Here is a 15,063-nt window from a genome sequence, read left to right as displayed (position 1 = left end):
ATGTTTAAACGCTTACTAATGGTCGCCATGCTGGTGATTGCACCTTTGACTGCGGCCACCGCCGCGGATCAGTCCAATCCGTACAAGCTGATGGACGAAGCGGCGCAGAAAACCTTCGATCGCCTCAAGAACGAGCAGCCGAAGATTCAGGCTAATCCGAACTACCTGCGCGATATCGTCGATCAGGAACTGCTGCCCTATGTTCAGGTGAAATATGCCGGCGCGCTGGTGTTAGGTCGTTATTACAAAGAAGCGACCCCGGCGCAGCGTGAAGCCTATTTTGCCGCCTTCCGCGAATATCTGAAGCAGGCCTATGGCCAGGCGCTGGCGATGTATCACGGTCAGACCTATCAGATTGCCCCTGAGCAGCCGTTGGGCAGCGCGACCATTGTTCCTATCCGCGTCACCATCCTTGATCCGAATGGCCGTCCGCCGGTGCGCCTGGATTTCCAGTGGCGTAAAAATACCCAGACCGGTAACTGGCAGGCGTACGACATGATTGCGGAAGGGGTGAGCATGATCACCACTAAACAAAACGAGTGGAGCGATCTGCTGCGTACTAAAGGCGTTGATGGTCTGACGGCGCAGCTGAAGGCAAGCTCAGCGCAGCCGATTACTCTGGAACAGAAAAAATAATGACCGGGCAGCTGAGCTGGGCTCGCGATGGTGAGACGCTGGCGCTGCGCGGAGAGCTGGACCAGGATCTTCTGGTCCCGCTGTGGGAAGCGCGCGCGCATGCGACGGATGGCGTGTCTGCCATCGACCTGAGCGCCGTGACCCGCGTGGACACCGCCGGGCTGGCGCTATTAGTGCATTTTATCGCACTGATTCGTCGGCAGGGTGGGGAGGCTAAATTGACCGGGAAGAGTGAAAATCTGCAAACCCTGGTCAGGTTGTATAACCTTCCTGCTGATATGATCCCATAACTTTTTCAGTGCCTTAGTGCTGAAGCTATTCTGAAAGCCCCATCAAACTTTTCGATGGGGCTTTTTGCTTGTTTAAGACGGCGCCACTTTCCTCTAAGATGTTGGGCTGTTTTCACTATCAGATAAATGTAGCCCATGGAAAATCATGAAATTCAGACCGTGCTGATGAACGCACTCTCCCTTCAGGAAGTCCACGTCTCTGGCGATGGCAGCCACTTTCAGGTTATTGCTGTGGGTGAGATGTTCGACGGCATGAGTCGGGTCAAGAAGCAACAGGCTATCTATGCCCCGCTGATGGAATATATTGCCGATAACCGCATCCATGCTCTGTCGATTAAAGCGTTTACTCCGCAGGAGTGGGCGCGAGACCGCAAACTTAATGGCTTATAAGCTGTGGGGATGTTCCCCGCAGCGTATGTGAATTCTTAACAGAGAACAGAATCAATGGATAAATTCCGTGTTCAGGGGCCAACTCGTCTTCAGGGCGAGGTCACCATTTCCGGCGCGAAAAACGCCGCCCTGCCAATCCTCTTTGCCGCGCTATTAGCCGAAGAGCCGATTGAGATCCAAAACGTACCGAAGCTGAAAGACATCGATACCACCATGAAACTGCTGAGCCAGCTGGGCGCGAACGTTAAGCGCAACGGCTCCGTATGGATCGATGCCGGCCCGGTCGACGTTTTCTGTGCTCCGTATGACCTCGTCAAAACCATGCGCGCGTCTATTTGGGCGCTGGGACCGCTGGTGGCGCGTTTTGGCCAGGGGCAGGTTTCTCTTCCCGGCGGCTGCGCCATCGGCGCGCGCCCCGTTGATTTACACATTACCGGCCTTGAGCAGCTGGGTGCGGAAATCAAGCTGGAAGAAGGTTATGTCAAGGCGTCGGTTAATGGACGTCTGAAAGGCGCGCATATTGTGATGGATAAGGTCAGCGTTGGCGCTACCGTGACCATCATGAGCGCTGCGACGCTGGCGGAAGGTACGACCGTTATCGAAAACGCCGCGCGCGAGCCGGAAATTGTCGATACCGCGAACTTTCTCAACACGCTGGGTGCGAAGATCAAAGGTCAGGGTACCGATCGTATCACCATCGAAGGCGTAGCGCGCCTCGGCGGCGGCGTCTACCGCGTTCTGCCGGATCGTATTGAAACCGGGACGTTCCTGGTGGCGGCGGCGATTTCTGGCGGTAAGATCCTGTGCCGCAATGCCCAGCCGGATACCCTTGATGCGGTTCTGGCCAAGCTACGCGACGCCGGTGCGGATATCGAAACGGGCGAAGACTGGATTAGCCTGGACATGCACGGCAATCGTCCGAAGGCCGTCAACGTGCGTACTGCCCCACACCCAGGCTTCCCGACCGACATGCAGGCTCAGTTCACCTTGCTGAATCTGGTTGCCGAGGGCACCGGCGTGATCACCGAGACGATCTTCGAAAACCGTTTCATGCATATCCCGGAACTGATCCGTATGGGCGCGCATGCGGAAATCGAAAGCAATACGGCGATTTGCCACGGCGTGAAGCAGCTTTCTGGCGCCCAGGTGATGGCGACGGATCTGCGTGCGTCAGCCAGCCTGGTACTGGCGGGCTGTATTGCGGAAGGTACGACGATTGTCGATCGTATTTACCACATTGACCGCGGCTACGAACGTATCGAAGACAAGCTTCAGGCGCTGGGTGCGAATATCGAACGCGTCAAAGGCGAATAAGCCATATAAGCCTGTAGCAGCAGCCCTCTGACGTTTGTCCGGGGGCTGTTGTCTGCAACCTCGCTTTACTTGTTGTTCTTCCTTGGGCGCATCATTTGCGTTCTGTCGATAAACTGATGGGTATGGGGATCGTGATAGCGCGATGGCCATATTACCCACGGATCGGTTTCCAGCGCGTTAGCAATAATCAGCTCGCCCTTGGGCCAGGGCCGGGTCAGCGCATTGGCGAGCGTTGAAGAACTTAAACCATTACGCCGCGATTCAGCTGCCAGCGACGTCCCTTTTTTGCGTAATCCGGCAATAATATCCGCCGGATGCCAGTCGATGAACTTATCCATAAATTCTCCTGGTAATAAATATGCCTGGCGTCCTTAATGGACGACAAAATGACTATACCGCGGGTTCCAGTAATGTTCTAACAAGTTCTTTTAATGGGTTTGATATTAGGAATATATCAAGGGATACGGCTGGATCTTGGTTTTTTGACGCTTACTGGAACTTTCCCGCGGTTTGCGCGGGAAAGCAAGAGGAGGGGTTAGTGATCGCGTTGCACAGCGATGTGGGCAAGACCGATTAGCGCTTCACGCCACGGAGAATCGGGAAGGACCTGAAGCGCGGCAATCGCTTTATCAGCCTCTTCCTCCGCGCGTTTTTGGGTCCATTCCAGCGAGCCGCAGGTTGCCATCGTTTCCAGTACGGCGTCGAGAAGATGACGGCCATTACCCTGCTCAATCGCCCCACGGATCATGGCGGACTGTTCTGCGTTGCCGTGTTGCATAGCATGCAGCAGCGGAAGGGTGGGTTTGCCTTCATTCAGATCGTCACCGACGTTTTTACCCAGACGCTCACCGTCTGAACTGTAGTCAAGCAGATCGTCAATCAGCTGGAAAGCGGTACCCAGATAGCGTCCGTAATCCTGTAACGCTTTTTCTTGTTCCGCGCTGCAGTCGGCCAGAATGCCGGAGCACTGGGCTGCGGCTTCAAACAAACGTGCGGTCTTGCTGTAAATGACCCGCATGTAGTTTTCTTCAGTGATATCCGGGTCGTTAACGTTCATCAGCTGCAGGACTTCCCCTTCGGCAATGACGTTAACGGCTTCTGACATCACTTCCAGCACTCTCAATGACCCAAGGCTGGTCATCATCTGAAAGGCGCGGGTGTAGATAAAATCACCGACCAGCACGCTAGCCGCATTGCCAAAAGCGGCGTTTGCGGTGGCTTTTCCCCGGCGCATATCAGACTCATCGACGACATCATCATGCAGCAGGGTGGCGGTATGGATAAATTCGATCAGCGCGGCAATGGCGACGTGAGCGTTTCCCTGATATCCAACGGCACGCGCGGCCAGTACGGCGATCATCGGGCGAATACGTTTACCGCCTCCGCTAACAATGTAATAGCCTAACTGATTGATAAGCTGAACATCAGAGTCGAGTTGCTCAAGAATTGTCGCATTGACGCCCGCCATATCCTGCGCGGTTAACTCATTGATTTTTTCTAAATTCATCGCAAAAGCCGGGCCAAATGTCCTGTTACCGCGTATCCGAATGGGATCACAGAAGGATTAAGACAGAATTAAAAGAAGCTATGATTGTACTGAAAAATTGCCGTAGTTAAACGCTGGAGTGAAAGTTGTGTTTTTTTTCTGCGTTGATCGCTGATCGCTCTTGTCAAAGGCTCGCGTTTTGCGTAATATTCGCGCCCTATTGTGAATATTTATAGCGCACTCTGAATCATACGAAGAGGTGCGCGGAAGCGGAGTTTTATATGTACGCGGTTTTCCAAAGTGGTGGTAAACAACACCGAGTAAGCGAAGGTCAAACCATTCGCCTGGAAAAGCTGGACATCGCAACTGGCGAAGCTGTTGAGTTCGCAGAAGTGCTGATGATCGCAAACGGTGAAGAAATTAAAATCGGCGTTCCTTTCGTTGAGGGCGGCGTAATCAAAGCTGAAGTTGTTGCACACGGTCGTGGCGAGAAAGTTAAAATCGTTAAGTTTCGTCGTCGTAAACACTACCGTAAGCAGCAGGGCCATCGTCAGTGGTTCACTGATGTGAAAATTACTGGCATCAGCGCCTAAGACCTGAGGAGAGATTTAAATGGCACATAAAAAGGCTGGCGGCTCAACTCGTAACGGTCGCGATTCAGAAGCTAAACGCCTGGGCGTTAAGCGTTTCGGTGGCGAATCCGTTCTGGCGGGTAGCATCATCGTTCGTCAACGTGGTACCAAATTCCACGCTGGCACTAACGTAGGTTGCGGTCGTGACCACACTCTGTTTGCTAAAGCAGACGGTAAAGTGAAATTCGAAGTTAAAGGCCCGAACAACCGTAAATACATCAGCATCGTTGCTGAGTAAGTTTTTCGTGGTCCGGTAACGGATTAAAGCCCCGCAACGTGTTGCGGGGCTTTTTACATTGAAACCCCGGAAAATTTTCTGCAGGGAAAACGGGCATGAAGCAGCAGGCCGGCATCGGCATTATTTTAGCGCTCACCACGGCGATGTGCTGGGGTGCCCTGCCGATAGCAATGAAGCAGGTTCTTGAAGTGATGGAACCGCCGACGGTGGTGTTTTACCGCTTTTTGATGGCAAGTTTTGGTCTTGGCGCTATCCTCGCCATGAAAAGAAAACTGCCCCCGCTGCGGATTTTTCGCAAGCCGCGGTGGTTGGTACTGCTGGTTATTGCGACAGCGGGTTTGTTCGGTAACTTCATTCTGTTTAGTTCTTCCTTGCAATATCTCAGCCCCACCGCTTCCCAGGTGATTGGCCAGCTGTCTCCGGTCGGCATGATGGTGGCCAGCGTTTTTGTCCTTAAAGAGAAAATGCGCGGCACTCAGGTTGTGGGAGCGCTGATGCTGGTGAGCGGTCTGGTGATGTTTTTTAACACCAGCCTGATCGAGATTTTTACCCGCCTGACGGACTACACGTGGGGGGTAATTTTCGGCGTAGGTGCGGCGACGGTGTGGGTGTGCTACGGCGTCGCGCAAAAGGTGTTATTGCGCCGTCTGGCATCACAGCAAATCCTTTTTTTGCTGTACACTTTATGTACGATATCGCTATTGCCATTAGCGAAGCCTTCGCAGGTGCTGGCATTAAGCGACTGGCAGCTGGCCTGTCTGGTTTTTTGCGGGCTCAATACCCTGGTCGGCTACGGCGCCCTGGCGGAAGCGATGGCGCGCTGGCAGGCGGCGCAGGTGAGCGCGTTGATTACCTTAACGCCGCTGTTTACGCTGCTATTTTCAGATTTATTATCACTGGCCTGGCCCGACGTTTTCGCCAGACCGCTGTTGAACCTGATGGGTTATCTCGGTGCGTTTGTCGTGGTTGCGGGCGCGATGTATTCCGCCGTCGGCCACCGTCTTTGGGGACGGTGGCGTAAGCGAGAAGCGGTTGTGCCGCTCCCCCGCTCAGGCGAATGATTTACGGAGAGTAAAATGAAGTTTGTTGATGAAGCAACGATCCTGGTCGTAGCAGGTGATGGCGGCAATGGTTGCGTTAGCTTCCGCCGCGAAAAATATATCCCGAAAGGCGGCCCGGACGGCGGTGACGGCGGTGATGGCGGTGACGTCTGGCTTGAGGCGGACGAAAACCTCAACACCCTGATCGACTACCGTTTTGAGAAGTCTTTCCGCGCTGAGCGCGGGCAGAACGGTCAGAGCCGTGACTGTACCGGTAAACGTGGTAAAGACGTAACGGTGAAGGTACCGGTAGGGACTCGCGTCATCGATCAGGGCACCGGCGAGACGATGGGTGATATGACCAAGCATGGTCAGCGCCTGATGGTCGCCAAAGGCGGCTGGCACGGTCTGGGTAACACCCGTTTCAAATCGTCCGTTAACCGTACTCCACGTCAAAAGACGATGGGGACGCCTGGCGATAAGCGCGATCTGCAGCTGGAGCTGATGCTGCTGGCGGACGTCGGCATGCTGGGAATGCCGAATGCGGGTAAATCGACCTTTATTCGTGCCGTTTCCGCCGCGAAGCCTAAAGTCGCTGACTATCCGTTTACTACGCTGGTGCCGAGCCTCGGCGTGGTGCGTATGGACAACGAGAAGAGCTTCGTGGTGGCGGATATCCCGGGACTGATTGAAGGCGCCGCTGAAGGCGCGGGTCTCGGTATTCGCTTCCTGAAGCACCTGGAGCGCTGTCGCGTGCTGCTGCATCTCATCGATATCGAGCCGATTGACGGATCCGATCCGGTGGAGAACGCGCGGATTATTATCGGTGAGCTGGAAAAATACAGTGAGAAACTGGCTTCTAAGCCGCGCTGGCTGGTCTTTAACAAGATTGACCTGATGGACAAAGCTGAGGCGGAAGCGAAAGCGAAAGCTATCGCGCAGGCGCTGGGCTGGGAAGATAAGTTCTACCTGATTTCGGCGGCCAGCCAGCAGGGCGTAAAAGACCTGTGCTGGGACGTGATGACCTTTATCATCGAAAACCCGATTGTGCATGCGGAAGAAGCGAAGCCTGCCGAAAAAGTCGAGTTTATGTGGGACGACTATCACCGCCAGCAGCTTGAAGAAGCTGAAGTGGAAGATGATGAAGACTGGGATGATGATTGGGATGAAGACGACGAAGAAGGCGTTGAATTCATCTACAAACGTTAATCCTGAACAAACGAAAAGGGCCGCCAATGATGCGGCCCTCTTTGCTTTAATTGTTCTGATAGAGGTCTTTGTACAATCGGCTTTCGAACCGCACCAGTGGAATGCGGCGATTACGCTGGTCGGCCGGAGGCACGGCGTAGCCAGACAGGTATTGCACGAACGCCATCTTCTGCCCGCTGGCCGTCGTGATGAAACCGGCCAGGTTATACACCCCCTGCAGTGAGCCCGTTTTCGCCGAGACTTTGCCATCGACACCTGCCTGATGCAGCCCTGCGCGGTACTGCAGAGAACCATCATGGCCGGCCAGAGGCAGCATCGAGATAAAGTTGAGTTCATTATCGTGCTGGGCGATGTACTGCAGCACCTGCATCATCGTCGCGGGTGCGATGAGGTTATGGCGCGACAGACCTGAGCCATCGGCAATGATGGTATTCCCGAGATCGACGCCGGCCTGCTGACGTAAGATCTGCCGTACCGCATCGGAACCGGCTCGCCAGGTACCCGGTACGCTGAAGCGAGCGTGCCCAATGGTGCGGAATACCGTATCGGCGATCATGTTGTCCGATTTTTTCAGCATAATACGCAGCAGATCGTGCAGCGGCGCAGATTGTGTACTTGCCAGGACGGTACCCGGATCGTTTGCCAGCGTCTGGCGCAGCAGCGTACCGCTCCAGGTGATGTCGGCGTCGGTCAGCTCAGCTTTCAGAATCGCACCGGCGTAGCTGGCGCCATCCTGAATGGCAAAAGCCAGCGGCAGCGGCTCGCTGCGCTGCGGCAGACAGCCGGTCAGGGTGTAACGGTTCAGATCGCCGGGAACCACGTCAAGCTCACAGTACTGGGCTTCAGAAGAGCCCCGGGGCAGCGTACGCACCTGGCTGAACATGGTCACCGGGTAGTAAGACGCCACGCGAATAAACGCCAGATCGCCCGGCTTTTGCGCGCTATAGAGCGAGATGGAGAAGCAGTTCCGATCGACAATCGCCGCCGCCGGCGGGGCGCTAAAGCACTGCGTCATATCGTTCCATGGCCAGCCAGGCGCTTTGTCATGGCTGGCGAAGATGGAGGTATCGATCAGCACATTACCTTCAATTCGCTGGACGCCTGCTTTCTTCAGCGTGGCCACCATATTACGAATATCCTGACGCCTGAGGGTAGGATCGCCGCCAAAGCGCGCAATGAGGTCGCCTTTCAGGACGCCGCCATCGAGTCTGCCTTTCGTTTCCAGCGTCGTGGTGAAGCGGAAGTCCGGACCCAGTTGCAGCAGCGCAGCAAGCGCGGTTATCACTTTTTGGGTGCTGGCGGGGAGCGCCATCTGCTGGCTATGGTAGTCTATCTCCGGCGTCGGGGATCCCACCTTCTGCGCCATAAAGGCAAGGTTTGCGCCCGCAGGAAGCTGATTGATGTACTCGTCAATATTCGCCGCCTGAGCGCTAAGCGCTATACCGGCAGTCAATCCGATGATAAATCTGGAAAATCGCATAATCTCGCGCTAACAACCTGAAACCAGTCCGTCATACTACGGTGCATCGCCCTGTAAAGTAAACGATGACCCATAGTGAACTTCAGGGTAAAATACGTATCAAATTGAAAATTGCTGCTGGCCTGGGGATGACTTTCCGGGTCGGTTTTCTTTTGCTCCGGCCCTGCTCAAGTCTTGACCGGCTGCGGAGCGGCGTTGTCTGCTCCATGAAGGAATGAAAAAGAGGTATAACAAATGCAAGCTATTCCGATGACCTTACGTGGCGCTGAAAAACTGCGCGAAGAACTGGATTTCCTGAAGTCCGTACGTCGTCCTGAAATCATCGCAGCCATCGCTGAGGCCCGCGAGCACGGCGATCTGAAAGAAAATGCTGAGTATCATGCTGCCCGTGAACAGCAGGGCTTCTGTGAAGGTCGCATTAAGGATATCGAAGCGAAGCTGTCGAACGCGCAGGTCATCGATATCACCAAAATGCCCAACAATGGCCGGGTGATTTTTGGTTCGACGGTCAGCGTTCTGAATCTCGATACGGATGAAGAGCAAACTTATCGTATCGTTGGCGATGACGAGGCCGATTTTAAGCAAAATCTGATTTCTGTAAACTCGCCGATTGCACGTGGTTTAATCGGTAAAGAGCAGGACGATGTGGTGGTTATCCGTACACCGGGCGGGGAAGTCGAATTCGAAATTCTTAAGGTTGAGTACCTTTAATTCGAATTTAACGCTACGATGTTGATGGATTGTAAAGAAAGGAAAAAGGCCGCGTAGCGGCCTTTTATCAGCGTCCGGAGCATGGCATTTTGCTCGTCTACCCGCAGAAAACCCTCGATTTACACAAAGTTGTGTCGATAACCAGGATATTCTTAGCGTGGCAGCGAGATTTTACGCTCTTTAGTCGGGCGGTACAGAACCAGCGTTTTACCGATGACCTGTACATTACAGGCGCCGGTTTCGCGCACGATAGCTTCCACGATCAAGGTTTTAGTTTCGCGATCTTCCGAGGCGATCTTCACCTTGATAAGTTCATGGTGCTCTAACGCTTGTTCAATCTCGGCCAGTACCCCTTCGGTCAAACCATTGTTGCCAAGCATAACTATCGGCTTGAGCGGATGTGCCAGACCTTTCAGGTGCTGTTTTTGTTTAGTACTCAGATTCATCGTATTTTTTTGCTTACGTTGGGATTGAAAACGGTTCATTCTACCGCCATCTCCCATATATCGCCAAACTACCGCGTCGATTTTTACGTCGCGAAGTACGATGAACCCGAAATGGGAATGTTAAATGACAGGTAAAAAGCGTTCTGCCAGCTCAAGTCGTTGGCTTCAGGAACACTTTAGCGATAAATATGTTCAGCAGGCACAGAAAAAGGGGTTACGTTCCCGTGCCTGGTTTAAACTTGATGAAATACAGCAAAGTGACAAGATTTTTAAACCGGGGATGACGATAGTTGACCTCGGCGCTGCACCCGGTGGCTGGTCGCAATACGCGGTTACGCAGATCGGTAACAGCGGCCGCATCATTGCTTGCGATCTTTTACCTATGGATCCAATCGTTGGTGTGGACTTCCTTCAGGGCGACTTTCGTGATGAATTAGTCCTGAAAGCGTTACTTGAGCGTGTAGGTGACAGTAAAGTACAAGTTGTCATGTCCGATATGGCGCCAAATATGTGTGGAACACCGGCGGTGGATATTCCCCGGGCCATGTATCTGGTGGAACTGGCGCTTGGAATGGCTCGTGATGTATTAGCGCCAGGTGGTAGTTTTGTAGTGAAGGTGTTCCAGGGCGAAGGCTTCGATGAGTATCTAAGAGAGATTCGCTCCCTGTTTACGAAGGTCAAAGTTCGTAAGCCGGACTCTTCTCGCGCCCGTTCGCGTGAAGTGTATATTGTAGCGACCGGGCGTAAACCATAACCGGCAGATTTCAAACGAAAGTTTGAAAGACGCTGGATATAGAGTATCCTGACGCTGTTTTTAACACAGTTGTAATATGAGGTTAATCCCTTGAGTGACATGGCGAAAAACCTAATACTCTGGCTGGTCATTGCCGTTGTGCTGATGTCAGTATTCCAGAGCTTTGGGCCCAGCGAGTCGAATGGCCGCAAGGTGGATTATTCTACCTTCCTGCAGGAGGTCAATCAGGACCAGGTTCGCGAAGCGCGTATCAACGGACGTGAGATAAACGTTACCAAGAAAGATAGTAACCGTTACACGACCTACATCCCGGTGAACGATCCTAAGCTGCTTGATAACCTTCTGACTAAAAACGTCAAGGTGGTAGGTGAGCCGCCAGAAGAGCCGAGCCTGCTGGCTTCTATCTTCATCTCCTGGTTCCCGATGCTGCTTCTTATTGGCGTCTGGATCTTCTTTATGCGCCAGATGCAGGGCGGCGGTGGCAAAGGCGCCATGTCGTTTGGTAAGAGCAAGGCGCGTATGCTGACGGAAGACCAGATCAAAACCACTTTCGCCGACGTCGCCGGTTGTGACGAAGCGAAAGAAGAAGTTGGTGAACTGGTTGAATACCTGCGCGAGCCGAGCCGTTTCCAGAAGCTGGGCGGTAAAATCCCGAAAGGCGTCCTGATGGTCGGCCCTCCGGGTACCGGTAAAACCTTGCTGGCAAAAGCCATCGCGGGTGAAGCAAAGGTGCCGTTCTTTACGATTTCCGGTTCTGACTTCGTTGAAATGTTCGTCGGTGTGGGTGCATCCCGCGTGCGCGACATGTTTGAACAAGCCAAGAAAGCGGCTCCGTGCATCATCTTTATCGATGAAATCGACGCCGTGGGCCGTCAGCGTGGCGCTGGCCTGGGCGGTGGTCACGATGAACGTGAGCAGACGCTGAACCAGATGCTGGTTGAGATGGACGGCTTCGAGGGTAACGAAGGTATCATCGTTATCGCGGCAACCAACCGTCCGGACGTTCTTGACCCTGCGCTGCTGCGTCCAGGCCGCTTTGACCGTCAGGTTGTGGTCGGTCTGCCGGATGTCCGCGGTCGCGAACAGATTCTGAAAGTGCATATGCGTCGCGTACCGCTGGCGCCGGATATCGACGCGGCAATTATCGCCCGCGGTACGCCTGGCTTCTCCGGTGCTGACCTGGCAAACCTGGTGAACGAAGCTGCGCTGTTTGCCGCTCGTGGCAACAAGCGCGTTGTATCGATGGTTGAATTCGAGAAAGCGAAAGACAAAATCATGATGGGTGCGGAACGTCGCTCCATGGTGATGACGGAAGCGCAGAAAGAGTCCACCGCGTATCACGAAGCCGGTCACGCAATTATTGGTCGCCTGGTGCCGGAACACGATCCGGTGCATAAAGTGACGATTATTCCGCGCGGTCGCGCGCTGGGTGTCACCTTCTTCCTGCCTGAAGGCGACGCGATTAGCGCCAGCCGTCAGAAGCTGGAAAGCCAGATTTCTACCCTTTACGGCGGTCGTCTGGCGGAAGAGATTATCTACGGCGTAGAGCATGTTTCTACCGGTGCGTCGAACGACATTAAAGTCGCGACCAACCTGGCGCGTAACATGGTGACCCAGTGGGGCTTCTCTGACAAACTCGGCCCGCTGCTGTATGCCGAAGAAGAAGGTGAAGTATTCCTTGGCCGCAGCGTTGCGAAAGCGAAGCATATGTCCGATGAAACGGCGCGTATCATCGACCAGGAAGTGAAGTCACTGATTGAGCGTAACTACAATCGTGCACGCCAGCTCCTGAACGATAATATGGACATCCTGCACGCGATGAAAGACGCGCTCATGAAATATGAGACCATCGACGCCCCGCAGATTGATGACCTGATGGCTCGCCGCGATGTTCGCCCGCCAGCTGGCTGGGAAGAACCGGGCTCGTCCAACAATTCTGACAACAATGGCACGCCTCGTGCGCCGCGTCCGGTTGATGAACCGCGTACGCCAAACCCGGGTAATACGATGTCAGAACAGCTGGGCGACAAATAAGTTAGCCGTTATTGATGCTGTTGTACTTTTCTAAAACCCCTGAGCGTTTGCTCCGGGGTTTTTCTTTTTCAATCTTTCTCTGACTCAGGGATTTAGCGATGAAACTTGTAGCCCAGGGCTCAACCCTCGATCTCTCTCACCCACATGTGATGGGTATTCTTAACGTTACCCCGGATTCGTTCTCTGATGGCGGGACCCACAACACGCTGGTCGAAGCCGTGAAGCATGCCAATCTGATGATCAATGCCGGGGCGACTATCATTGATATCGGTGGGGAATCGACGCGTCCGGGGGCGGCAGATGTCAGCGTCGAGGAAGAGCTGGCGCGAGTCATTCCGACGGTAGAAGCGATTGCCCAGCGCTTTGAAGTCTGGATTTCCGTTGATACCTCAAAGCCGGAGGTGATCCGCGAGTCAGCGCGTGTTGGCGCGCATATCATCAATGATATCCGCTCGCTGACCGAACCGGGAGCGCTGGAGGCGGCGGCTGAAACGGGCTTGCCGGTGTGCCTGATGCATATGCAGGGTCAGCCGAAGACAATGCAGGATGCCCCGAAGTACGCGGACGTGTTTGCTGACGTTGAGCGCTTTTTTATCGAACATATTGTGCGCTGCGAACGGGCCGGTATCGCAAAAGATAAATTGTTGCTCGACCCGGGATTTGGTTTCGGTAAAAATCTTTCTCATAATTATGAACTGCTTGCCCGACTTGGAGAGTTCCATCATTTTGGTCTTCCGCTGCTGGTAGGCATGTCACGTAAGTCGATGGTAGGTCAGTTGCTGAATGTCGGGCCGACGGAACGCCTGAATGGCAGCCTGGCTTGCGCAGTCATTGCTGCAATGCAGGGCGCGCAGATTATTCGCGTCCATGATGTCAAAGAAACGGTAGAAGCGCTGCGCGTGGTGGAAGCTACCCTGGCCGCTAAGGAAAATAAACGTTATGAGTAACCGCAAATATTTTGGTACGGATGGTATTCGTGGCCGCGTAGGCGATGCGCCAATAACGCCAGAATTTGTATTAAAGCTGGGCTGGGCGGCGGGTAAGGTGCTGGCACGCCACGGTTCACGGAAGATTATTATTGGTAAAGATACCCGTATTTCAGGGTATATGCTGGAGTCCGCGCTGGAGGCTGGACTGGCCGCCGCGGGATTATCCGCTTCTTTTACCGGCCCGATGCCAACGCCGGCAATTGCCTATCTGACGCGCACCTTCCGCGCGGAAGCCGGGATTGTGATTTCCGCTTCACATAATCCATTTTATGACAACGGCATCAAATTCTTCTCTATCGAAGGTACCAAGCTTCCGGATGAGGTAGAAGAAGCCATTGAAGCCGAAATGGAAAAAGAGCTGACCTGCGTGGATTCCGCCGAGCTGGGTAAAGCCAGTCGTATCGTCGACGCCGCCGGTCGCTATATCGAGTTTTGCAAAGGCACCTTTCCGAACGAGCTGAGCCTCAATGCTTTGAAGGTGGTAGTCGATTGCGCTCACGGGGCGACTTATCATATTGCGCCGAATGTTTTCCGCGAGCTGGGCGCTCAGGTTATAGCGATGGGCTGTGAGCCTGATGGCCTCAACATCAATGAAGAGGTCGGGGCGACGGACGTTCGTGCTCTGCAGGCGCGCGTGCTGGCGGAGAAAGCCGACCTGGGTATTGCCTACGATGGCGATGGCGATCGGGTCATCATGGTGGACCACGAAGGCAACAAAGTCGACGGTGACCAGATCCTCTATATCATTGCCCGTGAGGGGCTACGCCAGGGGCAGCTGCGGGGCGGCGCCGTCGGGACGCTCATGAGCAATATGGGCCTTGAACTGGCGCTCAAACAGCTGGGCATTCCTTTCGTTCGCGCGAAGGTGGGCGACCGCTATGTGCTGGAGAAGCTGCAGGAGAAAGGCTGGCGCATTGGCGCAGAAAACTCCGGTCATGTGATCTTACTGGATAAAACCACGACGGGGGATGGGATTGTCGCCAGCCTGCAGGTGGTGGCGGCGATGGTGCGTAACCATATGAGCCTGCACGACCTGTGCAGCGGAATGAAAATGTTCCCGCAGCTTCTGGTTAACGTTCGCTTTACTGAAGGTAGCGGTAACCCGCTGGAACATGAGCACGTAAAAGCGGTAACGGCTGAAGTGGAAGCGGCGCTGGGCAATCGGGGGCGCGTACTGCTGCGTAAATCAGGCACAGAGCCGCTGATTCGCGTTATGGTGGAAGGTGAGCACGAAGAGCAGGTGCACGAATTTGCCCACCGTATCGCCGATGCCGTAAAAAGCGTTTAATTTCTCTTGCTAAGTGATTAAAAAGGCGACGCTTGCCGCCTTTTTAATCGACAAAAAATCGCTTTTTGCTGTTTTTTTCCGCACTTGATACAATGCGCTGAAATTGCCCTTGCGAAGGTCATTCGC

General features: G+C 54.0%; 17 protein-coding genes. 13 read left to right on the top strand and 4 right to left on the bottom strand.

The features are described 5' to 3' along the window. The 4 genes from mlaC (at position 1) to murA (ending at position 2,630) form a co-directional block, all read left to right on the top strand. Positions 1-636 (top strand): phospholipid-binding protein MlaC, encoded by a 636-nt coding sequence (gene mlaC, locus BJF97_RS25950; RefSeq protein WP_004125682.1) that lies wholly within the window; start codon positions 1-3, stop codon positions 634-636. Further along, on the top strand, positions 636-926 hold the full coding sequence (mlaB, locus tag BJF97_RS25945; RefSeq protein ID WP_032693261.1) for a lipid asymmetry maintenance protein MlaB: 291 nt from the start codon (positions 636-638) through the stop codon (positions 924-926). Before mlaC ends, mlaB begins: the two co-directional genes overlap by 1 nt. A 135-nt stretch (positions 927-1,061) precedes the next feature. Then, positions 1,062-1,316, top strand: a complete 255-nt coding sequence (gene ibaG, locus BJF97_RS25940; protein ID WP_004106141.1) for a BolA family iron metabolism protein IbaG — start codon at positions 1,062-1,064, stop codon at positions 1,314-1,316. Positions 1,317-1,370: 54 nt separating this feature from the next. Beyond that, positions 1,371-2,630, top strand: a complete 1,260-nt coding sequence (murA, locus tag BJF97_RS25935; protein WP_004854569.1) for a UDP-N-acetylglucosamine 1-carboxyvinyltransferase — start codon at positions 1,371-1,373, stop codon at positions 2,628-2,630. 65 nt (positions 2,631-2,695) lie between these two features. Here the strand turns inward: murA and sfsB are convergent, their stop codons facing one another. Beyond that, positions 2,696-2,968, bottom strand: coding sequence for a DNA-binding transcriptional regulator SfsB (gene sfsB / locus BJF97_RS25930; protein ID WP_004854566.1), 273 nt, complete (start codon positions 2,966-2,968; stop codon positions 2,696-2,698). A 197-nt stretch (positions 2,969-3,165) separates the two neighbouring features. Beyond that, a complete protein-coding gene (ispB, locus tag BJF97_RS25925; RefSeq protein WP_004854564.1) occupies positions 3,166-4,137 on the bottom strand; it encodes an octaprenyl diphosphate synthase in 972 nt (323 codons plus the stop codon). Between the two features lie 260 nt (positions 4,138-4,397). Between ispB and rplU the strand changes: the two genes are divergently transcribed. The 4 genes from rplU (at position 4,398) to cgtA (ending at position 7,235) form a co-directional block, all read left to right on the top strand. Beyond that, positions 4,398-4,709 carry a 50S ribosomal protein L21 gene (gene rplU / locus BJF97_RS25920; protein WP_004106123.1) on the top strand — a complete coding sequence of 104 codons (312 nt, stop codon included), beginning with the start codon at positions 4,398-4,400 and terminating at the stop codon, positions 4,707-4,709. A gap of 19 nt (positions 4,710-4,728) precedes the next feature. Beyond that, complete coding sequence (gene rpmA, locus BJF97_RS25915) at positions 4,729-4,986, top strand: 50S ribosomal protein L27 (protein WP_003861831.1); 258 nt, start codon at positions 4,729-4,731, stop codon at positions 4,984-4,986. A 95-nt stretch (positions 4,987-5,081) separates the two neighbouring features. Continuing rightward, positions 5,082-6,047: a DMT family transporter gene (locus BJF97_RS25910; RefSeq protein WP_014226981.1), complete on the top strand. Its 966-nt coding sequence runs from the start codon at positions 5,082-5,084 to the stop codon at positions 6,045-6,047. Positions 6,048-6,062: 15 nt separating this feature from the next. Beyond that, positions 6,063-7,235 (top strand): Obg family GTPase CgtA, encoded by a 1,173-nt coding sequence (cgtA, locus tag BJF97_RS25905; RefSeq protein WP_014226980.1) that lies wholly within the window; start codon positions 6,063-6,065, stop codon positions 7,233-7,235. A 46-nt stretch (positions 7,236-7,281) separates the two neighbouring features. Here the strand turns inward: cgtA and dacB are convergent, their stop codons facing one another. After that, positions 7,282-8,715, bottom strand: coding sequence for a serine-type D-Ala-D-Ala carboxypeptidase (gene dacB / locus BJF97_RS25900; protein WP_032693260.1), 1,434 nt, complete (start codon positions 8,713-8,715; stop codon positions 7,282-7,284). Positions 8,716-8,949: 234 nt separating this feature from the next. On the opposite strand from dacB, the gene greA reads away from it, so the two are divergent. Beyond that, complete coding sequence (gene greA, locus BJF97_RS25895; protein ID WP_004854554.1) at positions 8,950-9,426, top strand: transcription elongation factor GreA; 477 nt, start codon at positions 8,950-8,952, stop codon at positions 9,424-9,426. A 152-nt stretch (positions 9,427-9,578) separates the two neighbouring features. On the opposite strand, the gene yhbY is transcribed toward greA, so the two are convergent. After that, positions 9,579-9,872 carry a ribosome assembly RNA-binding protein YhbY gene (gene yhbY, locus BJF97_RS25890; RefSeq protein ID WP_032693272.1) on the bottom strand — a complete coding sequence of 98 codons (294 nt, stop codon included), beginning with the start codon at positions 9,870-9,872 and terminating at the stop codon, positions 9,579-9,581. A 124-nt stretch (positions 9,873-9,996) separates the two neighbouring features. Here yhbY and rlmE point away from each other — a divergent pair, with 124 nt between their 5' ends. From rlmE to glmM, 4 genes are all read left to right on the top strand, one after another. Then, positions 9,997-10,626, top strand: a complete 630-nt coding sequence (gene rlmE / locus BJF97_RS25885; protein WP_004106110.1) for a 23S rRNA (uridine(2552)-2'-O)-methyltransferase RlmE — start codon at positions 9,997-9,999, stop codon at positions 10,624-10,626. Between the two features lie 99 nt (positions 10,627-10,725). Beyond that, entirely contained in the window at positions 10,726-12,660 is a 1,935-nt protein-coding gene (ftsH, locus tag BJF97_RS25880; RefSeq protein ID WP_004854549.1) for an ATP-dependent zinc metalloprotease FtsH, read from the top strand. A 98-nt stretch (positions 12,661-12,758) separates the two neighbouring features. Then, positions 12,759-13,607, top strand: a complete 849-nt coding sequence (gene folP / locus BJF97_RS25875) for a dihydropteroate synthase (RefSeq protein WP_014226978.1) — start codon at positions 12,759-12,761, stop codon at positions 13,605-13,607. Then, positions 13,600-14,937, top strand: coding sequence for a phosphoglucosamine mutase (glmM, locus tag BJF97_RS25870; RefSeq protein WP_014226977.1), 1,338 nt, complete (start codon positions 13,600-13,602; stop codon positions 14,935-14,937). The genes folP and glmM overlap by 8 nt, the downstream gene beginning before the upstream one ends. Positions 14,938-15,063: the final 126 nt, after the last annotated feature.

The organism is Klebsiella sp. LTGPAF-6F (assembly GCF_001753185.1).
In the GTDB taxonomy this organism is placed as follows: Bacteria; Pseudomonadota; Gammaproteobacteria; order Enterobacterales; family Enterobacteriaceae; genus Klebsiella; species Klebsiella michiganensis.
This window is presented reverse-complemented; position numbering and strand designations above follow the sequence as displayed.

Excerpts from the sequence above, each read along its gene's own strand:
- mlaC (WP_004125682.1), top strand. The coding sequence starts at position 1 with ATGTTTAAACGCTTACTAATGGTCGCCATGCTGGTGATTGCACCTTTG.
- mlaB (WP_032693261.1), top strand. The coding sequence starts at position 636 with ATGACCGGGCAGCTGAGCTGGGCTCGCGATGGTGAGACGCTGGCGCTG.
- ibaG (WP_004106141.1), top strand. The coding sequence starts at position 1,062 with ATGGAAAATCATGAAATTCAGACCGTGCTGATGAACGCACTCTCCCTT.
- murA (WP_004854569.1), top strand. The coding sequence starts at position 1,371 with ATGGATAAATTCCGTGTTCAGGGGCCAACTCGTCTTCAGGGCGAGGTC.
- sfsB (WP_004854566.1), bottom strand. The coding sequence starts at position 2,968 with ATGGATAAGTTCATCGACTGGCATCCGGCGGATATTATTGCCGGATTA.
- ispB (WP_004854564.1), bottom strand. The coding sequence starts at position 4,137 with ATGAATTTAGAAAAAATCAATGAGTTAACCGCGCAGGATATGGCGGGC.
- rplU (WP_004106123.1), top strand. The coding sequence starts at position 4,398 with ATGTACGCGGTTTTCCAAAGTGGTGGTAAACAACACCGAGTAAGCGAA.
- rpmA (WP_003861831.1), top strand. The coding sequence starts at position 4,729 with ATGGCACATAAAAAGGCTGGCGGCTCAACTCGTAACGGTCGCGATTCA.
- BJF97_RS25910 (WP_014226981.1), top strand. The coding sequence starts at position 5,082 with ATGAAGCAGCAGGCCGGCATCGGCATTATTTTAGCGCTCACCACGGCG.
- cgtA (WP_014226980.1), top strand. The coding sequence starts at position 6,063 with ATGAAGTTTGTTGATGAAGCAACGATCCTGGTCGTAGCAGGTGATGGC.
- dacB (WP_032693260.1), bottom strand. The coding sequence starts at position 8,715 with ATGCGATTTTCCAGATTTATCATCGGATTGACTGCCGGTATAGCGCTT.
- greA (WP_004854554.1), top strand. The coding sequence starts at position 8,950 with ATGCAAGCTATTCCGATGACCTTACGTGGCGCTGAAAAACTGCGCGAA.
- yhbY (WP_032693272.1), bottom strand. The coding sequence starts at position 9,872 with ATGAATCTGAGTACTAAACAAAAACAGCACCTGAAAGGTCTGGCACAT.
- rlmE (WP_004106110.1), top strand. The coding sequence starts at position 9,997 with ATGACAGGTAAAAAGCGTTCTGCCAGCTCAAGTCGTTGGCTTCAGGAA.
- ftsH (WP_004854549.1), top strand. The coding sequence starts at position 10,726 with ATGGCGAAAAACCTAATACTCTGGCTGGTCATTGCCGTTGTGCTGATG.
- folP (WP_014226978.1), top strand. The coding sequence starts at position 12,759 with ATGAAACTTGTAGCCCAGGGCTCAACCCTCGATCTCTCTCACCCACAT.
- glmM (WP_014226977.1), top strand. The coding sequence starts at position 13,600 with ATGAGTAACCGCAAATATTTTGGTACGGATGGTATTCGTGGCCGCGTA.